The sequence below is a fragment of the Streptomyces sp. NPDC048331 genome, from assembly GCF_043201215.1.
Taxonomy (GTDB): Bacteria; Actinomycetota; Actinomycetes; order Streptomycetales; family Streptomycetaceae; genus Streptomyces.
In genome coordinates, this window is sequence record NZ_JBICYT010000007.1 from 241,700 (window position 1) to 258,140 (window position 16,441).

Below are 16,441 nucleotides of genomic sequence, written 5' to 3' on the forward strand. Positions count from 1 at the left end.
GCTCAGTCCCCCAGGACGCGCCGCAGATAGTCGTTGCCGAAGACCCGGTCGGGGTCGAGGCGGTCGCGCAAGGCGAGGAACTCGCCGAAGCGCGGGTAGGCCTCCGCGAAGTACCCGGCGTCCCGCGTGTGCACCTTGCCCCAGTGCGGACGCCCGCCGTGCGCGGTGAAGATGGCCTCGGCCGCCGTGAAGTAGGCGTGGTACGGGGTGCTCTTGTACATGTGCACCGCGATGTACGCCGTTTCGCGCCCGGAGGCCGTCGACAGCGTGATGTCGTCCGCCGGGGCCGTCCGCACCTCCACGGGGAAGCTGATCCGCAGACCCGAGCGGTCGACCATCGCCCGCAGCTCCCGCAGCGCCTCGACCACCTGCCCCCGCGGGAGGGCGTACTCCATCTCCACGAAGCGCACCCGGCGCGGACTGGTGAACACCTTGTACGGGATGTCCGTGTAGGTGCGCGCCGACAGGGCGCGGCTCGCCACGCGGGCGATGGAGGGGATGGTCGCCGGGACCGCGCGGCCGAGCGAGTTGACGGCCTGGAAGAGGCCGTTGGACAGCAACTCGTCCTCGATCCAGGCGCTCACCGGCCCGGGCGGGGCGGCGGGGCCCTGGCTACGGTTGTTCCGCTTGGTGTTGCAGTTGCCGGTGTGCGGGAACCAGTAGAACTCGAAGTGCTCGTTCTCCGCGAAGTGTTCCTCGAACTCCGCCGTCACCCGCTCGAAGCCCATCGGCTCCTCCCGGGCGGTCAGGAAGAAGATCGGCTCCACCGCGAAGGTGATCGCGGTGACGATGCCGAGCGCGCCGATGCCCAGCCGGGCCGCGGCGAAGACCTCGGGGTTCTCCTTCTCGGAGCAGGTCAGCAGTCGGCCGTCGGCGGTGACCAGTTCCAGGCCGCGGATCTGGGCGGCGATGGAGGCCGAGTCGCGGCCGGTGCCGTGGGTGCCGGTGCTGGTGGCGCCCGAGACCGTCTGTTCCATGATGTCGCCCATGTTGGTGAGCGACAGGCCCTCCCGGGCGAGGGCCGTGTTGAGGTCCTTGAGGACCGTGCCCGCCGCCACCGTGACGGTCCCGGCGGCCCGGTCGATCGACCGGATCCCGGCCAGGGCCTGTGGGCGGACGAGCACCCCGTCGGTCGCCGCGGCCGCGGTGAAGGAGTGGCCGGTGCCGACCGCCTTCACCCGTAGCCCGTCCTCGGCGGCCCGGCGGACCGTCTCCTGCAGCTCCCCGACCGAGGCCGGGGTCACCGTGCGGGCCGGTGTGGCGGTGACGTTGCCCGCCCAGTTATGCCACGCGGTCCGTTCCCTGCTGCCCTGCCCTGCTGTCGCCGTCCCCATCGATTGCTGGCACCTCCCCTTGCGCCGGCCTCGTCAGCCGGCGGTATCCCGCGAACGCCACCGCCGCCGCGGCCACCCCCGCCGAGACGGAGACGACGTACCCGGTCCGCGCGCCGGCCGCGTCGACGACCCAGCCGGTCACGGAGGACCCGAGCGCGATTCCGACCGCGAGGCCGGTGCTGATCCAGGTCATGCCCTCGGTCAGCTTCGCGTGTGGCACGTGCGCCTCGATCAGGGCCATCGTGGTGATCATCGTGGGAGCGATGGCGAGGCCCGAGACGAAGAGCGCCACGGCCAGAAACGGCAAGTTCCCGGCCAGTAGGAGGGGGATCATACTCACGGCCATCGCACTGATGCCCAGCACCCAGCGAGGTTCGGCCTTGCCTTTGAAGTGCAGCAGTCCGAACACGATGCCCGCGAGGCACGATCCGAACGCCCAGACCGCCAGGAACACCCCACCGAGGGACTTGTTGCCGTGCTCCGCGGCGAAGGCCAGGGTGGCCACGTCCACGGAGCCGAAGATCGCGCCGGTCGCGACGAAGGTCGCCACCAGGACCTGGAGGCCGGGGGAGTTCAGTGCTGAGGACCGGTCGGTGTGCTCCTCGTGCGGATGCGGTTTCGGCTCCGTGGCGGTCAGCGCCGTCAGCCACCACACGCCCGTCAGCAGGCAGACGAGGGCCACCACCGGGCCGGCCTCGGGGAACCAGCCGGCCGAGAGCGTCGCGGCCAGCGGCGGGCCGACGATGAAGCAGAGCTCGTCGACGATGGACTCGAACGAGTAGGCCGTGTGCAGTTGGGGGGTGTCGCGGAACAGGGCCGTCCAGCGGGCCCGGACCATCGATCCGACGCTGGGCACGCATCCGGCGACGACGGCGAAGGGGAAGAGGGTCCAACTCGGCCAGCCGTTCGCCGCGGCGATCAGCAGTCCGGTCACCGCGGCGGCCGCGACGAGGGTGGCCGGGCGCAGCACCCGCCGCTGTCCGTGCTGGTCGACCAGCCGGGACACCTGGGGACCGATGGCCGCGGCGGACAGGGCGATGGTGGCGGTGATGCCGCCCGCGAGGGCGTAGCTGCCGCCCAACTCGGTGATCATCGTGAGGACACCGATGCCCACCATGGACAGCGGCATCCGGCCCAGCAGGCCGGCTGCTGTGAACCCCTTGGTGCCGGGGGTCGCGAATATCGCGCGGTAGGGACTGGGCAAGGTGGTGCCCTCCGTAAGGGACGTGGTCGGCTCACACAGATTACGTCTGCCGACAAGGCGCCCGCATGGGGAAAATACCGACAGGAAGTTAGGGTGACCTTACCTGTTGTCCGAGGTGTGGGACGGGCCGGGTCCGTTGCCCGGGCGCGGGCGCCGGGTGGCAGGATTCGAGGCATGTCAGACCAGCTCCGTGCCCCCGACGGCGGCTCCGCCGCCCCTTACGACGCCCTCCTGCTGCTGTCCTTCGGCGGCCCCGAGGGACCCGACGACGTCGTGCCCTTCCTGGAGAACGTCACGCGCGGGCGCGGTATCCCGCGCGAGCGGCTCAAGGAGGTCGGACAGCACTACTTCGGGTTCGGCGGGGTCAGCCCGATCAACGGGCAGAACCGCGAGTTGCTGGACGCGCTGCGCAAGGACTTCGCCGGGCACGGGCTGGACCTGCCGGTCTACTGGGGGAACCGGAACTGGGCCCCGTACCTGACCGACGTCGTGCGGGAGATGGCCGCCGACGGGCGCCGCCGCATCGCCGTGCTCGCGACCAGCGCGTACGCCTCGTACTCGGGCTGCCGCCAGTACCGCGAGAACCTCGCCGACGCGCTCGCCACGCTCGCCGAGGAGGGCGTGGAGCTGCCGCGGGTCGACAAGCTGCGGCACTACTTCAACCACCCCGGCTTCGTGGAGCCCATGATCGACGGGGTGCTGGCCTCGCTCGCAGAGCTGCCCGAGGAGGTGCGCTCCGGCGCGCACCTCGCCTTCACCACCCACTCCATCCCGACCGCCGCGGCGGACACCTCCGGACCCGTGGAGGACCACACCGAGGGCGGCGAGGGCGGGGCGTACGTCAAGCAGCACCTCGACGTCGCCCAGGTGATCGCGGACGCGGTCGCCGCGCGCACCGGCGTCGCTCACACCTGGGAGCTCGTCTACCAGTCCCGCAGCGGCGCCCCGCACATCCCGTGGCTGGAGCCGGACATCTGCGACCACCTGGAGGCCCTGCACACCGCCGGTGCGCCCGCCGTCGTCATGGTGCCCATCGGCTTCGTCTCCGACCACATGGAAGTCCTGTACGACCTGGACACCGAGGCCACCGCGAAGGCGGCCGAGCTGGGCCTGCCCGTGCGCCGGTCCGCGACGGTCGGCGCCGATCCGCGCTTCGCCGGGGCGGTGCGGGAGCTGGTGCTGGAGCGGGCCGCCAAGGAGCGCGGGGAGCCGGCCGCGGAGTGCTGGGTCGGCACGCTGGGGCAGAGTCATGATCTGTGCGCGGTGGGCTGCTGCCCGGCGCGGGGCCCCCGGCCGGCGGCCGCGGGCGTGGACAGTCCGTACGCGTAGGAAGTGGGACCGTGATCTCTGACGAGCTGAAGGCCGAACTGCTGGACGTGGGCCTGGAGGCCGCCCGGCAGGCCGGAGCTCTGCTGCGCGACGGCCGCCCGGCGGACCTGGCGGTGGCGGCGACGAAGACCAGTCCCATCGACGTGGTGACCGAGATGGACATCGCGGCGGAGAAGCTGATCACCGGCATCCTCGCCGAGCGGCGGCCCGAGGACGGCCTGCTGGGCGAGGAAGGCGCGGACACCCCGGGGACCAGCGGGGTGCGCTGGATCGTCGACCCCCTGGACGGCACCGTGAACTACCTCTACGGACTCCCGAGCTGGGGTGTGTCCATCGCGGCCGAGTACGGCGGTGAGACCGTGGTGGGCGTCGTGGAGGCCCCGATGCGCGGGGAGACCTACCACGCGGTCCTCGGCGGCGGCGCGTGGCTGGGTACGACGCCCCTCGCCTGCCGGCCGGCGGCGCCGCTGGACCAGGCGCTGCTCGGGACCGGCTTCGCGTACGTGCAGACCCGGCGGGCCCACCAGGCCGAGGTCGTGGCGCGGATCATCCCGCTGGTGCGGGACATCCGGCGGGGCGGGTCGGCTGCGCTCGACCTGTGCGACGTGGCCGCCGGCCGGTTGGACGGGTACTACGAGCGCGGACTGAACCCGTGGGACCTGGCCGCCGGTGACCTGATCGCCCGCGAGGCCGGAGCCATGACCGGGGGCCGTCCCGGCGAGCCGGCCTCGGGCGAGTTGACCTTGGCCTCCACCCCGGCCGTGTTCGCCTCGCTGCAGCCGCTGCTGGAGGAGTACGGCGCCTGGCACGACTGACAAGCACGTGGACCCCGGCCGCCCACTGGGGCGTCCGGGGTCCACGTCGTGCAGAGGCCGTGCAGAGGTCGTGCAGAAGCTGAGTTCGTGCAGAGTCGTGCAGGGTCGTGCGGGGGTCGTGCGGGTACGACGGGCCGGCCGATCGGGGGATCAGCAGGCCGGTACGGCGGCCGTGACAGGAACGCCGTGCTCGGCGGCCAGGCGCTGGAGATCCTCCAGCTCCGCCAGTTCCACTTCCGCGAGGAAGTCGTCGCCCGTCTCGCGGGCGTGCCTGAGGTCCGACTGCGTGTTCCTGATGCGCTGCAGGAGACCCGCGGTGAATGCGTCCATGGTGGGTTCGCCCCCTCTTCGTGGGTCGGCGGCGGCGTGGCTGTCCGCCGTCAGGGAGTGGATGGGGTGTGATCTCGTCCTCCCCTGCGCTCCGGGCACAGAAACCTCGTCAGGCCGGTGAATCCTCACTTCCGCCCCGTCAGCCCCTCCACGAGCCGCCTTACAGCCGGTTTACGGCCGAAACGTGCAGGATGGGCGACGCAATACACGTGTGCCCTTCTGGGCTCGGAGGAAGGAAACGACGTGCGCGTACTCGTCGTCGAGGACGAGCAGCTGCTCGCCGATGCGGTGGCCACCGGACTACGCCGGGAGGCCATGGCCGTGGACGTCGTGTACGACGGCGCCGCCGCCCTGGAGCGGGTCGGCGTGAACGACTACGACGTGGTCGTGCTCGACCGGGACCTCCCGCTCGTGCACGGTGACGACGTGTGCCGGAAGATCGTGGAGCTCGGCATGCCCACCCGCGTGCTGATGCTGACCGCCTCCGGCGACGTCAGCGACCGGGTGGAGGGCCTGGAGCTCGGCGCGGACGACTACCTGCCCAAGCCCTTCGCCTTCACCGAGCTGACCGCCCGCGTGCGGGCGCTCGGGCGGCGCACCACGGTGGCGCTGCCGCCCGTGCTGGAGCGGGCCGGCATCAAGCTGGACCCGAACCGGCGGGAGGTGTTCCGGGAGGGCAAGGAGGTTCAGCTGGCGCCCAAGGAGTTCGCGGTGCTGGAGGTGCTCATGCGCAGCGAGGGGACCGTCGTCTCGGCCGAGCAGTTGCTGGAGAAGGCCTGGGACGAGAACACCGACCCCTTCACCAACGTCGTGCGGGTGACCGTGATGACCCTGCGCCGCAAGCTGGGTGAGCCGCCCGTCATCGTGACCGTGCCTGGTTCCGGATACCGGATCTGATGCGCGTGGCAACCACCCCGGCGCCACCGGCCGCGCCACCGAAACCGACATGGGACCCCGGCCAGCCCGAGGGTCCCTTCCCGTGGCTGCGGCCGACCATCCGGATACGCCTCACGCTGCTGTACGGCGGCATGTTCCTGATCGCCGGGATCCTGCTGTTGTCGATCATCTACCTGCTGGCGGCGCAGGCCCTGCGCCAGGGCAACGCGATCCCGTTCACGATCGTGCGCGGTCAGAACATCGAGGTCACCAGCACCACCTGCTCCGGCGTGAGCGGTACGAACCAGCCGTTCGACCAGTTCACCGCGGCGATCAACCAGTGCGTCCTGGAACAGCGCCGGCACGCCCTGGACGACCTGCTGAGCCGGTCGCTGATGGCCCTTCTGGGCCTGAGCATCATCGCGTTCGCCTTCGGCTACGCGATGGCCGGTCGGGTGCTCTCACCGCTCGGCAAGATCACCCGCACCGCGCGGCGGGTCGTGGGCTCCGACCTGACCCGGCGGATCGAGCTGGACGGGCCGGACGACGAGCTCAAGGAGCTTGCCGACACCTTCGACGACATGCTCGACCGGCTGGAACGGGCCTTCACGGCCCAGCAGCGGTTCGTCGCGAACGCCTCGCACGAGCTACGGACCCCGCTCGCGATCAACCGGACCCTGCTGGAGGTGCACCTCTCCGATCCGGGGGCGCCGATCGAGCTCCAGCAGCTCGGGAAGACCCTGCTCGCCACCAACGAGCGCAGCGAGCAGCTGGTCGAGGGTCTGCTGCTGCTGGCCCGCAGCGAGAACCAGATCGTCGAGCGCAAACCCGTGGACCTGGCGGAGGTCGCCTCGCGCGCCGTCGACCAGGTGCGGGGCGAGGCCGAGGCGAAGGGCGTGGAGATCCGCGGCGAGCGCGCGCCGGCCGTCGTACAGGGCAACGGGGTGCTGCTGGAGCGGATCGCCCTCAACCTTGTGCAGAACGCCGTCCGGTACAACATGCCGGAGGACGGCTGGGTGGAGGTCGTGACCGAGGCCCAGCACGATCAGGCGGTCCTCCTGGTATCGAACACGGGTCCCGTTGTTCCCGCGTACGAGGTGGACAACCTCTTCGAGCCCTTCAGGCGGCTGCGTACGGAGCGCACGGGCAGCGACAAGGGTGTCGGACTGGGTCTGTCGATCGCGCGCTCCGTGGCGCGCGCACACGGCGGCAGGATCCAGGCGATGCCTCGGGAAGGCGGTGGCCTCGTGATGCGTGTCACTCTTCCTTTGTGAGACCCCAGCCCCGTGTTCGCTTTTGGCTGAATACTTGCCTTGTGAAAACAACTGATCCTGTGTGATCGATCACAGTGGTCGGTGTCGGGCCATGTGCGTTCAGTGACCCCGGTGCGGCCGGAAAGCCCGGGAAGTCCGGGTTTCCGGCCCCTTGGATGGCGGGAAATACACGGGGTGGCGTTTGTGCATGACGGCCCTCGGACCGTGTACGGTCCCGCTCGTCATCCCAGCCAATCGTCCTTCGGGCGGGCGGCTGGGTGTCGATTGAGTAACAGACCTTGATGTGAGGCAAAATCTCCGCCTCAGGTCGGGCACAAGTCCGGCCTCTCGTGCGTTACGTGCGCTGAGACACCGCTAACACCCAGAGGGGGAGAGCGAACAATGGCAACGGACTACGACACCCCGCGCAAGACCGACGATGACGTCGACAACGACAGCATCGAAGAGCTGAAGGCTCGGCGCAACGAGAAGTCGACCTCGTCCGCGGACATGGACGAATTCGACTCTGTCGAGAGCATGGAGCTTCCCGGCGCGGACCTCTCCAACGAGGAGCTGGCCGTCCGGGTCCTGCCCAAGCAGGCCGACGAGTTCACCTGCATGAGCTGCTTCCTGGTGCACCACCGCAGCCAGCTGGCACGTGAGAAGAACGGTCAGCCGATCTGTCGCGACTGCGACTGATAGGCGTCGGCCGTGGCTGGCTCCACACCCTTTCGGAAGCGACGCTTCCGGAAATCTGGTGATCCGGCGGAGACGCAGGTGGCGTCCATGGATCCGGAAACGGCTCCTGGGGCTTCCGGCGGCTCCGCCAGTGCGGCGATCGCCATACCTTCCGACACCGCCTCGGCGGTGCCGTCGGAAATCGATCCCGACGACGAAGGGTCCCGGTACGGCTCCGGGGCTCGTCGGATGCGAGCCGTCAGGAACGGCGTGCGCAAGGGCGGCGAAGGCGTCAAGGACGCCGTCCGCTACGTCACCGACAGGATCATCGAGAACGCACCGCGCGTTCCGGTTCGGGACCTCGCGACGCTGCGCGCGCAGTTCCCGGGCCTCGGCCCCGAGCAGCTCGCCGAAAAGCTGGTCGCGGGAGCCTGCGCCGCCACCTCGACCGTGGGCGCGGGAATCGGCGCCGCGGCCATGCTGCCTGTGCCGCCCGCCATGCCGGCGGAGCTGGCGGCCGAGATCACCGCGGTCGCGGCCGTCGAACTCAAGCTCATCGCCGAACTCCACGAGGTCTACGGCCGGCGCCCTCAGGGTGGCGTCAAGGAGCGCAGCCTCGCCTACCTGACCGCCTGGACGGAGGAGCGCGGGGTCGACCTGACCAAGCCGACCACGCTGAACGCGGCGCTCGGCGGCCAGATGAAGCGCGAACTGCGCCAGCAGATCATGAAGCGGATGTTCCGCAGCCTGCCGAACCTCATGCCGTTCATGGTGGGCGCCGCCGTCGGCGCGGTCATGAACCGGCGGGACACGCGCAAGCTCGCCGAGAAGGTCCGTGGTGACCTGCGGAGCCGGGCCGTGGCCTGGGAGGCCCTGAGCGCCCTGCCGCCCCTGGAGCGGCCCGTACAGCCCCTTCCCGAGGCCACCAGGATCGCACTGGGGGCCGCGGATCCCTCCACGCACGGCTGAGGTCCCCCGCCGGGGTGATCCACCCCGGCCGGGCCACCGGTCCCACCGACCGGTCAGGCCGGTCAGGCCGCTTGGTCGCGGGCGGCGAGCAGGGCCGCCACCAAGGCCTTCGGCTCGCGGGTGGAGACGTAGACGTAGGGCGTCGGGTCGGCCGGATCGGTGACCTCGACGCGGACCGCGGTCGGCACGTAGCTGCGCATCAGCATGAAGGCGCGCGTGTCCGCCTTGTACGTGCGCCAGGCGCGCGACTCCTCGGCGTCCAGGATCTCGGGCTCGCCCAGGGCCGTCACCGGGATCCGCGCGTCCCCGGCCGCCAGCGCGCCGCCCACCACGCGCACGCGTGCGGAACCGTACGAACTCACCACCAGCCCGGCCAGCGCGGTGCCCCCGACCAGCCCGGCCAGCAGTGGCATCGTGCCCAGCGGCAGCAGCATCAAGGCGCAGGCGAGGCCGACCAGTACGGCGATGCCCCACCAGGAGCGGGGGGCGGTCAGACGTTCGTCGTGGTGCGCGGTGGAGAGCTGCATGCGGTCAAGCCTGCCACGAGGCGACCGGTGGGTAGCCGCGCGGGTAAGGTCTGCGGCTGTGAGTGGACGAAACACAGCGTTGACGCCCCCGGCCGACGCCGCCGCGCCGGTCAGGCACCCTGACGCGCCCGCCCCCGGCGAGCTCCTCGGCGCGCACTACGAGCACTGTTTCGGGTGCGGCGGGGGCCAGCCGCACGGACTGCACCTGGAGGCTCGGGCGGGCGAGGGCGTGAGCATCACCGCCGAGTTCACCGTCAAGCCCGCGCACCAGGGCGCACCCGGTCTCGCCCACGGCGGGGTGCTCGCCACCGCGCTCGACGAGACGCTGGGTTCCCTGAACTGGCTGCTGCGGATCATCGCCGTGACGGGGCGGTTGGAGACCGACTTCGTACGGCCCGTGCCGGTGGACACCGTGCTGTACCTGGAGGCCGAGGTCACCGCCGTCGCCGGGCGGAAGATCTACTGCACCGCCGTCGGTCGGATAGGCGGACCGCAGGGCCCGGTCGCCGTGCGTGCCGACGCCCTCTTCATCGAGGTGAAGGTCGACCACTTCATCGACAACGGACGGCCCGAGGAGATCCGGGCGGCGATGGCCGACCCGGACCAGGTCAGGCGCGCACGCGCCTTTGAGGTGAACCCCTGATGTCCCAGAGCAACCACGACTCCCACCGGGCGGTCGACGTACTGATCCGCCGCGTCGACCCGGAGGTGCCGATTCCGGCGTACGGGCACCCCGGCGACGCCGGCTGCGACCTCGTGACCACGGAGGCCGCCGAGCTGGAGCCCGGCGAGCGCGCCGTACTGCCCACCGGAGTGTCGATCGCCCTGCCCGACGGGTACGCGGCCTTCGTGCACCCCCGGTCCGGCCTGGCCGCACGCTGCGGGCTCGCGCTCGTGAATGCCCCGGGGACGGTGGATGCCGGGTACCGTGGGGAGATCAAGGTGATCGTGGTCAATCTCGACCCTCGCGAGAGCGTCCGGTTCGAGCGTTTCGACCGCATCGCCCAGCTGGTTGTCCAGCGGGTCGAGAAGGTGCGCTTCCACGAGGTGGCGGAACTTCCCGGCTCGGCCCGGGCCGAGGGGGGCTTCGGCTCCACCGGCGGGCATGCGGCCGTGGCCGGATCCGGGGCTGGTCAGCAGGGTGGGAATGGCTACGCTTCGGTCGTTACCGACCGGGAAGGACAGTGACGTGTTCGGACGTCGCAAGAAGAACGACTCCGCCCATGACGGCGGCGCGGCCGAGCAGGTCGTGGACGGCGTCGCCGAGCAGGACGACGCGGGCGAGCAGGAGAGCGCTGCCCCGCGCCGCGTGAACCTGCCGCCGGCCCCGCGGCCCGACGGCCCCTGGGACGTCTCCGAGGTACTCGGGAACCCGGCCGACGGCCGGGTCGACCTGGGCGGCATCCTCGTACCCGGTGTCGAGGGCATGGAGCTGCGCGTCGAGGTCGCCGGTGACGCGATCGTGGCCGCGACCGTGGTCCTGGGCGACAGTGCCGTGCAGCTGCAGGCCTTCGCCGCGCCCAAGAAGGAAGGCATCTGGGGAGAGGTCCGCGAGGAGATCGCCTCGGGTATCACCCAGCAGGGCGGCATCATCGACGAGGCCCAGGGCTCGCTGGGCTGGGAGCTGCGCGCACAGGTTCCCGTACCGCTTCCGGACGGGCAGACCGGCGCGCAGCTGGTCCGCTTCGTCGGCGTCGACGGCCCGCGCTGGTTCCTGCGCGGTGTCATCTCCGGCCAGGGCGCGGTGCGCCCCGAGTCGGCGGGTGTGCTGGAGCAGATCTTCCGGGACACCGTCGTCGTCCGCGGGGACGGCCCGATGGCTCCCCGTGACCCGATCGTCCTGAAGCTGCCGAACGACGCCCAGATGGTGCCGGACGGTGTGCAGACGGACGACCAGGAAGGCTCCCGCTTCGGCGGCGGCATGGGGCAGCTCGACCGCGGCCCGGAGATCACCGAGGTCCGCTGACCTCGGACGACCCCCGCGCACAGGGGGGCTCGTCATGCGTTTCGGCCGGTGGGCCCTACTCCTTCGGGGTGGGGCCCACCGGCTTGTCGGCGCCGTGCGCGGGCCGCGTCAGGGATCCGTCAGGGATCGGCGCCGGGGCCCGGATCGGTGCGTGCCCGGCGTGGACGTCCCGGACAATGGGGCGCATGGGACGCGGCAAGCTCAGGATCTACCTCGGCGCGGCACCCGGTGTGGGCAAGACCTACGCGATGCTCTCCGAGGGCCATCGTCGGGTGGAGCGCGGCGCGGACTGCGTCGTCGGCTTCGTCGAGCATCACGACCGGCCGCGCACGGAGGTCATGCTCCACGGCCTCGAACAGGTCGGGCGCAAAACCCTGACGTACCGGGGGGCCGCCTTCACCGAGATGGACGTGGACGCGGTCCTCGCCCGCCGTCCCGCCGTGGCGCTGGTGGACGAACTCGCGCACACCAACGTGCCCGGCTCGCGCAACGCCAAGCGCTGGCAGGACGTGGAGGAGCTGCTGCGGGCCGGCATCGACGTCGTGTCCACCGTGAACATCCAGCACCTGGAGTCGCTGGGGGACGTGGTCGAGTCGATCACCGGGGTGCGGCAGCGGGAGACCGTGCCGGACGAGGTGGTCCGCCGGGCCGACCAGGTCGAGCTGGTCGACATGTCCCCGCAGGCGCTGCGTCGGCGGATGGCGCACGGGAACATATACAAGCCCGAGAAGGTCGACGCGGCCCTGTCCAACTACTTCCGGCCGGGCAACCTCACCGCGCTGCGCGAGCTGGCGCTGCTGTGGGTGGCCGACCGGGCGGACGAGTACCTCCAGCAGTACCGGGGCGAGCACGACATCCGCTCGACCTGGCAGGCACGGGAGCGGATCGTCGTCGGGCTCACCGGCGGGCCGGAGGGGCGCACGCTCGTCCGGCGGGCCTCGCGGATCGCCGCCAAGGGCTCGGGAAGCGAGATCCTGGCCGTCTACATCGCCCGAAGCGACGGGCTGACCGCCGCTTCGCCGAAGGAGCTGGCGATCCAGCGGACCCTGGTCGAAGACCTGGGCGGAACGTTTCACCATGTGATCGGCGACAACATCCCCGACGCCCTCCTCGCCTTCGCCCGTGGGGTCAACGCCACCCAGATCGTGCTCGGCTCCAGCCGCCGCCGCTCCTGGCAGTACGTCCTCGGGCCTGGCGTCGGCGCGAGCGTCGCCCGCGACTCGGGGCCCGACCTCGACGTCCACATCGTCACGCACGAGCACGTGGCCAAGGGCCGCGGCCTGCCCGTGGTGCGCTCGGCGGCCCGGCTGGGGCGGTCCCGCATCATCGCCGGCTGGGTGGTGGGCACGATCCTCCCCGTACTGCTGTGCCTGCTGCTCACGCACGTCGACGCGGACCTCGGCCTCGCCAACGACATGCTGCTCTTCCTGTCGCTCACGGTGGCGGCCGCACTGCTCGGCGGGCTCTGGCCCGCCCTGGCCTCCGCCGCCCTCGGTTCGCTGCTGCTGAACTACTTCTTCGCGCCTCCGCTGCACCGGTTCACGGTGTCCGACCCCAAGAACATCGTCGCCATCGCCGTCTTCTTCGGGGTCGCCGTCTCGGTGGCCTCCGTGGTGGACCTGGCCGCCCGGCGCACCCACCAGGCGGCCCGACTGCGCGCGGAGTCCGAGATCCTCTCCTTCCTGGCCGGCAGCGTGCTGCGCGGCGAGACCACGCTGGACGCCCTGCTGGAGCGGGTGCGCGAGACCTTCGCCATGGAGTCCGTCGCCCTGCTGGAGCGGGCGAACGACGTGGAGCCGTGGAAACCGGCCGGCAGCGTGGGCCCGAGCCCCGTCGCCCGGCCCGAGGACGCGGACGTGGACATGCCCATCGGGGACCACATGGCCCTGGCCCTGTCCGGCCGCGTGCTGCCCGCCGAGGACCGCCGGGTGCTCGGCGCCTTCGCGGCGCAGGCGGCCGTGGTCCTGGACCGCCAGCGTCTGGTCGGCGAGGCCGAGGAGGCCCGCCGCATGGCCGAGGGCAACCGGATCCGCACCGCCCTCCTGGCCGCCGTCAGCCATGACCTCCGTACGCCGCTGGCCTCCATCAAGGTGTCCGTGAGTTCCCTGCGCTCCGCCGACGTGGAGTGGAGCGAGGACGACCGGGCCGAGCTCCTCGAAGGCATCGAGGACGGCGCCGACCGCCTGGACCACCTGGTGGGCAACCTGCTCGACATGTCCCGCCTGCAGACCGGCACCGTCACCCCGCTGATCCGGGAGGTCGACCTCGACGAGGTGGTCCCGATGGCGCTGGGCGGCGTACCGGAGGACAGCGTGCTCCTCGACGTGCCCGAGACGCTGCCGATGGTGGCGGTGGACCCGGGGCTGCTGGAGCGGACCGTGGCCAACGTGGTGGAGAACGCCGTCAAGTACAGCCCGGCGGGGGAGCCCGTCCTGGTGGCGGCCAGCTGCCTCGGCGACCGGGTCGAGGTCCGGGTCGTCGACCGCGGGCGGGGCGTGCCCGACCAGGCCAAGGACCGGATATTCGCCCCCTTCCAGCGGTACGGGGACGCCCCGCGCGGGGCCGGCGTGGGCCTCGGGCTCGCCGTCGCCCGAGGGTTCGCCGAGGCCATGGACGGCACCCTGACGGCCGAGGACACCCCCGGGGGCGGGCTGACCATGGTGCTCACCCTGCGCGCGGTGGCCGGCGGCCGGGCGCGGGGACCGGCGGATCCGAGGGAACGGAAGGATCCGGCGGATCCGGCGGATCCGACGGAACGGATAGAACTTGATCACGACCGTGATCGGATGACGCGACAGAAAGCAGGACCTCGATGACCCGGGTGCTCGTGGTGGAAGACGAGCCGCAGATCGTCCGAGCCCTTGTGATCAACCTGAAGGCGCGCAGGTACGAGGTCGACGCCGCCGCGGACGGCGCGACCGCCCTGGAGCTCGCGGCCGCCCGCCACCCCGACGTGGTCGTCCTCGACCTCGGGCTGCCCGACATGGACGGCGTCGAGGTGATCAGGGGCCTGCGCGGCTGGACCCGGGTACCGATCCTGGTGCTCTCCGCCCGGCACAGCTCCGACGAGAAGGTCGAGGCGCTGGACGCGGGCGCCGACGACTACGTCACCAAGCCCTTCGGCATGGACGAGCTGCTGGCGCGGCTGCGCGCCGCCGTCCGCCGGGCCGAGCCGGCCGCGGGCTCCGGCGAGGAGGAGGTGATCGTGGAGACGGCCGACTTCACGGTGGACCTGGCCGCCAAGAAGGCCGTGCGCGAGGGACGCGACGTACGCCTGACGCCCACCGAGTGGCACCTGCTGGAGGTCCTGGTCCGCAACCGGGGCAAGCTGGTCAGCCAGAAGCAACTGCTCCAGGAGGTCTGGGGGCCCTCGTACGGCACCGAGACGAACTACCTGCGGGTCTACATGGCCCAACTGCGGCGCAAACTGGAGGCCGATCCCTCGCACCCGCGGCACTTCATCACCGAACCGGGCATGGGATACCGCTTCGAGCGGTAGTCGGCACGCCGGTACGCTTCCTGTATGAGTGCTGAACCGCGTCCCGAGAAGCCCGCGAAGCCGGCCAGGCCTGCGGGCCGGTTCCGCCGGATGATTGAGCGGCTGTCCACCTCCCAGGAGGAGCTGCATTCGGCGGAGCTGCAGGAGGACGCAGAGGCCGCGGGGTGCACGCGGATCTGCGACTGCCACGACCGCCAGATAGTCAAGGTGACCGGAACCCTGCGTACGGTCACCCTGCGGCCGCGTGCGGGCGTTCCCGCCCTGGAGGCCGAGCTCTTCGACGGCTCGGCCGCGCTGGACGTGGTCTGGCTCGGGCGTCGCTCGATCGTGGGAATCGAGCCCGGCCGACGCATGATCGCCTCGGGGCGCATCTCCATGACCCACGGCCGTCGGGTGCTCTTCAACCCGAAGTACGAACTCCGCCCGCTCGGACAGGAGCACTGACCGGTGACGTCATTCGACAAACCGACCACCCCGGAACCGGCGGGGCCGCGCCACGCCGCCACCCCTTCCGAGGAACACAAGGCCGTGACCCAGGCGGCGCTCTTCGATGCCTTCGGCGGCATCCGGGGCACCGTGGAGACGATGCTCCCGGGCCTGCTGTTCGTGATGATCTACACGATCAACAAGAACGTGCAGATGTCAGCGATCGCCGCGGGCGCCGTCGCGGTCCTGCTGGTGATCCTGCGGCTCGTCCGCAGGGACACCGTCAAGCACGCCTTCAGCGGTGTCTTCGGCGTGGGCGTGGGCGTGGCCTTCGCCCTCTTCACGGGCAACGCGAAGGGCTTCTACCTGCCCGGCATGATCTACGGTGCGGGCCTGGGCGTGGCCTTCACGCTCTCGGCGCTGGTGGGCTTCCCCCTGCTCGGCGTGATCCTGGGGCCGGTGTTCAAGGAGAACCTCTCCTGGCGCACCCGCAACCCCGGCCGCAAGCAGGCGTACGTCAAGGCCAGCCTGGCCTGGGGCCTGATCTTCCTCGCCAAGTACGCGATCCTCTTCCCGCTGTACTTCTGGGGTGACGCGACACAGCTGGGCTGGGTGCTGATCGCGCTGAAGCTCCCGCCGATGGTGCTCGCCGTGTACTTCACCTGGGTCTTCCTGGCGAAGGCGCCGCCGCCGATCAACGTGATCGCGGAGTGGGAGGCCAAGGAGGCGGCCGAGGCCGCCGCGAAGGCGCCCAAGGCCTGACCGGGCCCACAGCTGACGTGAGGGGCGGGACCGGCTCTGGAGGCCGGTCCCGCCCCTTCGCGCTGCCGCGCGTGCGCGGCGGGTACGTCGTGCAGGGGCCCAGGGCCGACAGGCCGTCCGGCAGCCGGCAGCCGGCAGCCGTCCGGAGGTCGGGCAGTCCGGCGGTCGGGGCGCCCGACCGTAGGGTCCTCCGTCCGGCCGGCGAGGCGGCAGGCCGTAGAGCCGCGGAGCGGGCGCCGACGGTCACGCAGGCGGCCGTAGGGCCGACGGGCCGACAGGCCGGGGCCTCGGCCACGTTCGTGGCGGGGAAGGCCGAAGGGGGCGCCCCGGCACGGGGCGCCCCCTTCGGCGTCGAACGGGCCCGCAGGGCGGCGGGCGGCTAGTGCCGTGACCGGAAAGGTTCACCGGGTCGCGCTGCCCGGCACGGCACCTCGCCGCGTTGTCGGACCACGGCGGTACGTCCGGTACGAGCC

17 protein-coding genes are annotated in these 16,441 nt (G+C 71.5%); 13 read left to right on the forward strand and 4 right to left on the reverse strand.

All coding sequences use genetic code 11. From position 1 onward, the window contains the following. Nucleotides 1–2 precede the first annotated feature (2 nt). Together ACGFYY_RS14085 and ACGFYY_RS14090 are read right to left on the reverse strand one after the other, a co-directional pair. On the reverse strand, nt 3–1,334 hold the full coding sequence (locus ACGFYY_RS14085; protein ID WP_365264241.1) for a D-arabinono-1,4-lactone oxidase: 1,332 nt from the start codon (nt 1,332–1,334) through the stop codon (nt 3–5). Continuing rightward, the gene (locus tag ACGFYY_RS14090; protein WP_365264244.1) at nt 1,282–2,538 is read right to left on the reverse strand and encodes an MFS transporter; all 1,257 of its coding nucleotides are present in this window, start codon (nt 2,536–2,538) and stop codon (nt 1,282–1,284) included. Before ACGFYY_RS14090 ends, ACGFYY_RS14085 begins: the two co-directional genes overlap by 53 nt. Nucleotides 2,539–2,712: 174 nt before the next feature. Between ACGFYY_RS14090 and ACGFYY_RS14095 the strand changes: the two genes are divergently transcribed. Beyond that, nucleotides 2,713–3,867 (forward strand): ferrochelatase, encoded by a 1,155-nt coding sequence (locus tag ACGFYY_RS14095; RefSeq protein ID WP_393709248.1) that lies wholly within the window; start codon nt 2,713–2,715, stop codon nt 3,865–3,867. Nucleotides 3,868–3,878: 11 nt separating this feature from the next. Next, entirely contained in the window at nt 3,879–4,682 is an 804-nt protein-coding gene (locus ACGFYY_RS14100; protein WP_393709250.1) for an inositol monophosphatase family protein, read from the forward strand. Nucleotides 4,683–4,832: 150 nt separating this feature from the next. Here ACGFYY_RS14100 and ACGFYY_RS14105 read toward each other — a convergent pair whose 3' ends face one another. Continuing rightward, entirely contained in the window at nt 4,833–5,012 is a 180-nt protein-coding gene (locus ACGFYY_RS14105) for a hypothetical protein (protein WP_030765877.1), read from the reverse strand. Between the two features lie 243 nt (nt 5,013–5,255). On the opposite strand from ACGFYY_RS14105, the gene ACGFYY_RS14110 reads away from it, so the two are divergent. The 4 genes from ACGFYY_RS14110 to ACGFYY_RS14125 all read left to right on the forward strand — a co-directional run bounded on the left by ACGFYY_RS14110 (nt 5,256) and on the right by ACGFYY_RS14125 (nt 8,788). Continuing rightward, on the forward strand, nt 5,256–5,909 hold the full coding sequence (locus tag ACGFYY_RS14110; RefSeq protein ID WP_030008767.1) for a response regulator transcription factor: 654 nt from the start codon (nt 5,256–5,258) through the stop codon (nt 5,907–5,909). A 5-nt stretch (nt 5,910–5,914) separates the two neighbouring features. After that, nucleotides 5,915–7,162 (forward strand): sensor histidine kinase, encoded by a 1,248-nt coding sequence (locus ACGFYY_RS14115; protein WP_393709279.1) that lies wholly within the window; start codon nt 5,915–5,917, stop codon nt 7,160–7,162. Between the two features lie 381 nt (nt 7,163–7,543). Next, nucleotides 7,544–7,840 carry a DUF4193 domain-containing protein gene (locus ACGFYY_RS14120; protein WP_030008769.1) on the forward strand — a complete coding sequence of 99 codons (297 nt, stop codon included), beginning with the start codon at nt 7,544–7,546 and terminating at the stop codon, nt 7,838–7,840. Between the two features lie 12 nt (nt 7,841–7,852). After that, nucleotides 7,853–8,788: a hypothetical protein gene (locus ACGFYY_RS14125; protein WP_393709254.1), complete on the forward strand. Its 936-nt coding sequence runs from the start codon at nt 7,853–7,855 to the stop codon at nt 8,786–8,788. Nucleotides 8,789–8,850: 62 nt separating this feature from the next. Here ACGFYY_RS14125 and ACGFYY_RS14130 read toward each other — a convergent pair whose 3' ends face one another. Next, nucleotides 8,851–9,315, reverse strand: coding sequence for a DUF3093 domain-containing protein (locus ACGFYY_RS14130; RefSeq protein WP_030713146.1), 465 nt, complete (start codon nt 9,313–9,315; stop codon nt 8,851–8,853). Between the two features lie 58 nt (nt 9,316–9,373). Here ACGFYY_RS14130 and ACGFYY_RS14135 point away from each other — a divergent pair, with 58 nt between their 5' ends. The 7 genes from ACGFYY_RS14135 (at nt 9,374) to ACGFYY_RS14165 (ending at nt 15,968) form a co-directional block, all read left to right on the forward strand. Further along, nucleotides 9,374–9,958, forward strand: coding sequence for a PaaI family thioesterase (locus ACGFYY_RS14135; RefSeq protein WP_365264253.1), 585 nt, complete (start codon nt 9,374–9,376; stop codon nt 9,956–9,958). Beyond that, a complete protein-coding gene (dut, locus tag ACGFYY_RS14140) occupies nt 9,958–10,503 on the forward strand; it encodes a dUTP diphosphatase (protein ID WP_365264255.1) in 546 nt (181 codons plus the stop codon). The genes ACGFYY_RS14135 and dut overlap by 1 nt, the downstream gene beginning before the upstream one ends. Before the next feature lies 1 nt (nt 10,504). Further along, nucleotides 10,505–11,281, forward strand: coding sequence for a DUF3710 domain-containing protein (locus tag ACGFYY_RS14145; RefSeq protein ID WP_365264257.1), 777 nt, complete (start codon nt 10,505–10,507; stop codon nt 11,279–11,281). Nucleotides 11,282–11,466: 185 nt separating this feature from the next. After that, nucleotides 11,467–14,097 carry a DUF4118 domain-containing protein gene (locus tag ACGFYY_RS14150; protein ID WP_393709258.1) on the forward strand — a complete coding sequence of 877 codons (2,631 nt, stop codon included), beginning with the start codon at nt 11,467–11,469 and terminating at the stop codon, nt 14,095–14,097. Further along, nucleotides 14,094–14,780 carry a response regulator gene (locus tag ACGFYY_RS14155; RefSeq protein WP_365264262.1) on the forward strand — a complete coding sequence of 229 codons (687 nt, stop codon included), beginning with the start codon at nt 14,094–14,096 and terminating at the stop codon, nt 14,778–14,780. The genes ACGFYY_RS14150 and ACGFYY_RS14155 overlap by 4 nt, the downstream gene beginning before the upstream one ends. 24 nt (nt 14,781–14,804) lie before the next feature. Further along, nucleotides 14,805–15,224, forward strand: a complete 420-nt coding sequence (locus tag ACGFYY_RS14160) for an OB-fold nucleic acid binding domain-containing protein (RefSeq protein WP_078626234.1) — start codon at nt 14,805–14,807, stop codon at nt 15,222–15,224. Nucleotides 15,225–15,227: 3 nt separating this feature from the next. Next, complete coding sequence (locus tag ACGFYY_RS14165; protein ID WP_393709261.1) at nt 15,228–15,968, forward strand: DUF3159 domain-containing protein; 741 nt, start codon at nt 15,228–15,230, stop codon at nt 15,966–15,968. Nucleotides 15,969–16,441: the final 473 nt, after the last annotated feature.

What these genes read in the sequence shown, in the direction of transcription:
- ACGFYY_RS14085 (WP_365264241.1), bottom strand. Translation starts at nt 1,334, where the DNA reads ATGGGGACGGCGACAGCAGGGCAGGGCAGCAGGGAACGGACCGCGTGG.
- ACGFYY_RS14095 (WP_393709248.1), top strand. Translation starts at nt 2,713, where the DNA reads ATGTCAGACCAGCTCCGTGCCCCCGACGGCGGCTCCGCCGCCCCTTAC.
- ACGFYY_RS14105 (WP_030765877.1), bottom strand. Translation starts at nt 5,012, where the DNA reads ATGGACGCATTCACCGCGGGTCTCCTGCAGCGCATCAGGAACACGCAG.
- ACGFYY_RS14120 (WP_030008769.1), top strand. Translation starts at nt 7,544, where the DNA reads ATGGCAACGGACTACGACACCCCGCGCAAGACCGACGATGACGTCGAC.
- ACGFYY_RS14130 (WP_030713146.1), bottom strand. Translation starts at nt 9,315, where the DNA reads ATGCAGCTCTCCACCGCGCACCACGACGAACGTCTGACCGCCCCCCGC.
- dut (WP_365264255.1), top strand. Translation starts at nt 9,958, where the DNA reads ATGTCCCAGAGCAACCACGACTCCCACCGGGCGGTCGACGTACTGATC.
- ACGFYY_RS14150 (WP_393709258.1), top strand. Translation starts at nt 11,467, where the DNA reads ATGGGACGCGGCAAGCTCAGGATCTACCTCGGCGCGGCACCCGGTGTG.
- ACGFYY_RS14155 (WP_365264262.1), top strand. Translation starts at nt 14,094, where the DNA reads ATGACCCGGGTGCTCGTGGTGGAAGACGAGCCGCAGATCGTCCGAGCC.
- ACGFYY_RS14160 (WP_078626234.1), top strand. Translation starts at nt 14,805, where the DNA reads ATGAGTGCTGAACCGCGTCCCGAGAAGCCCGCGAAGCCGGCCAGGCCT.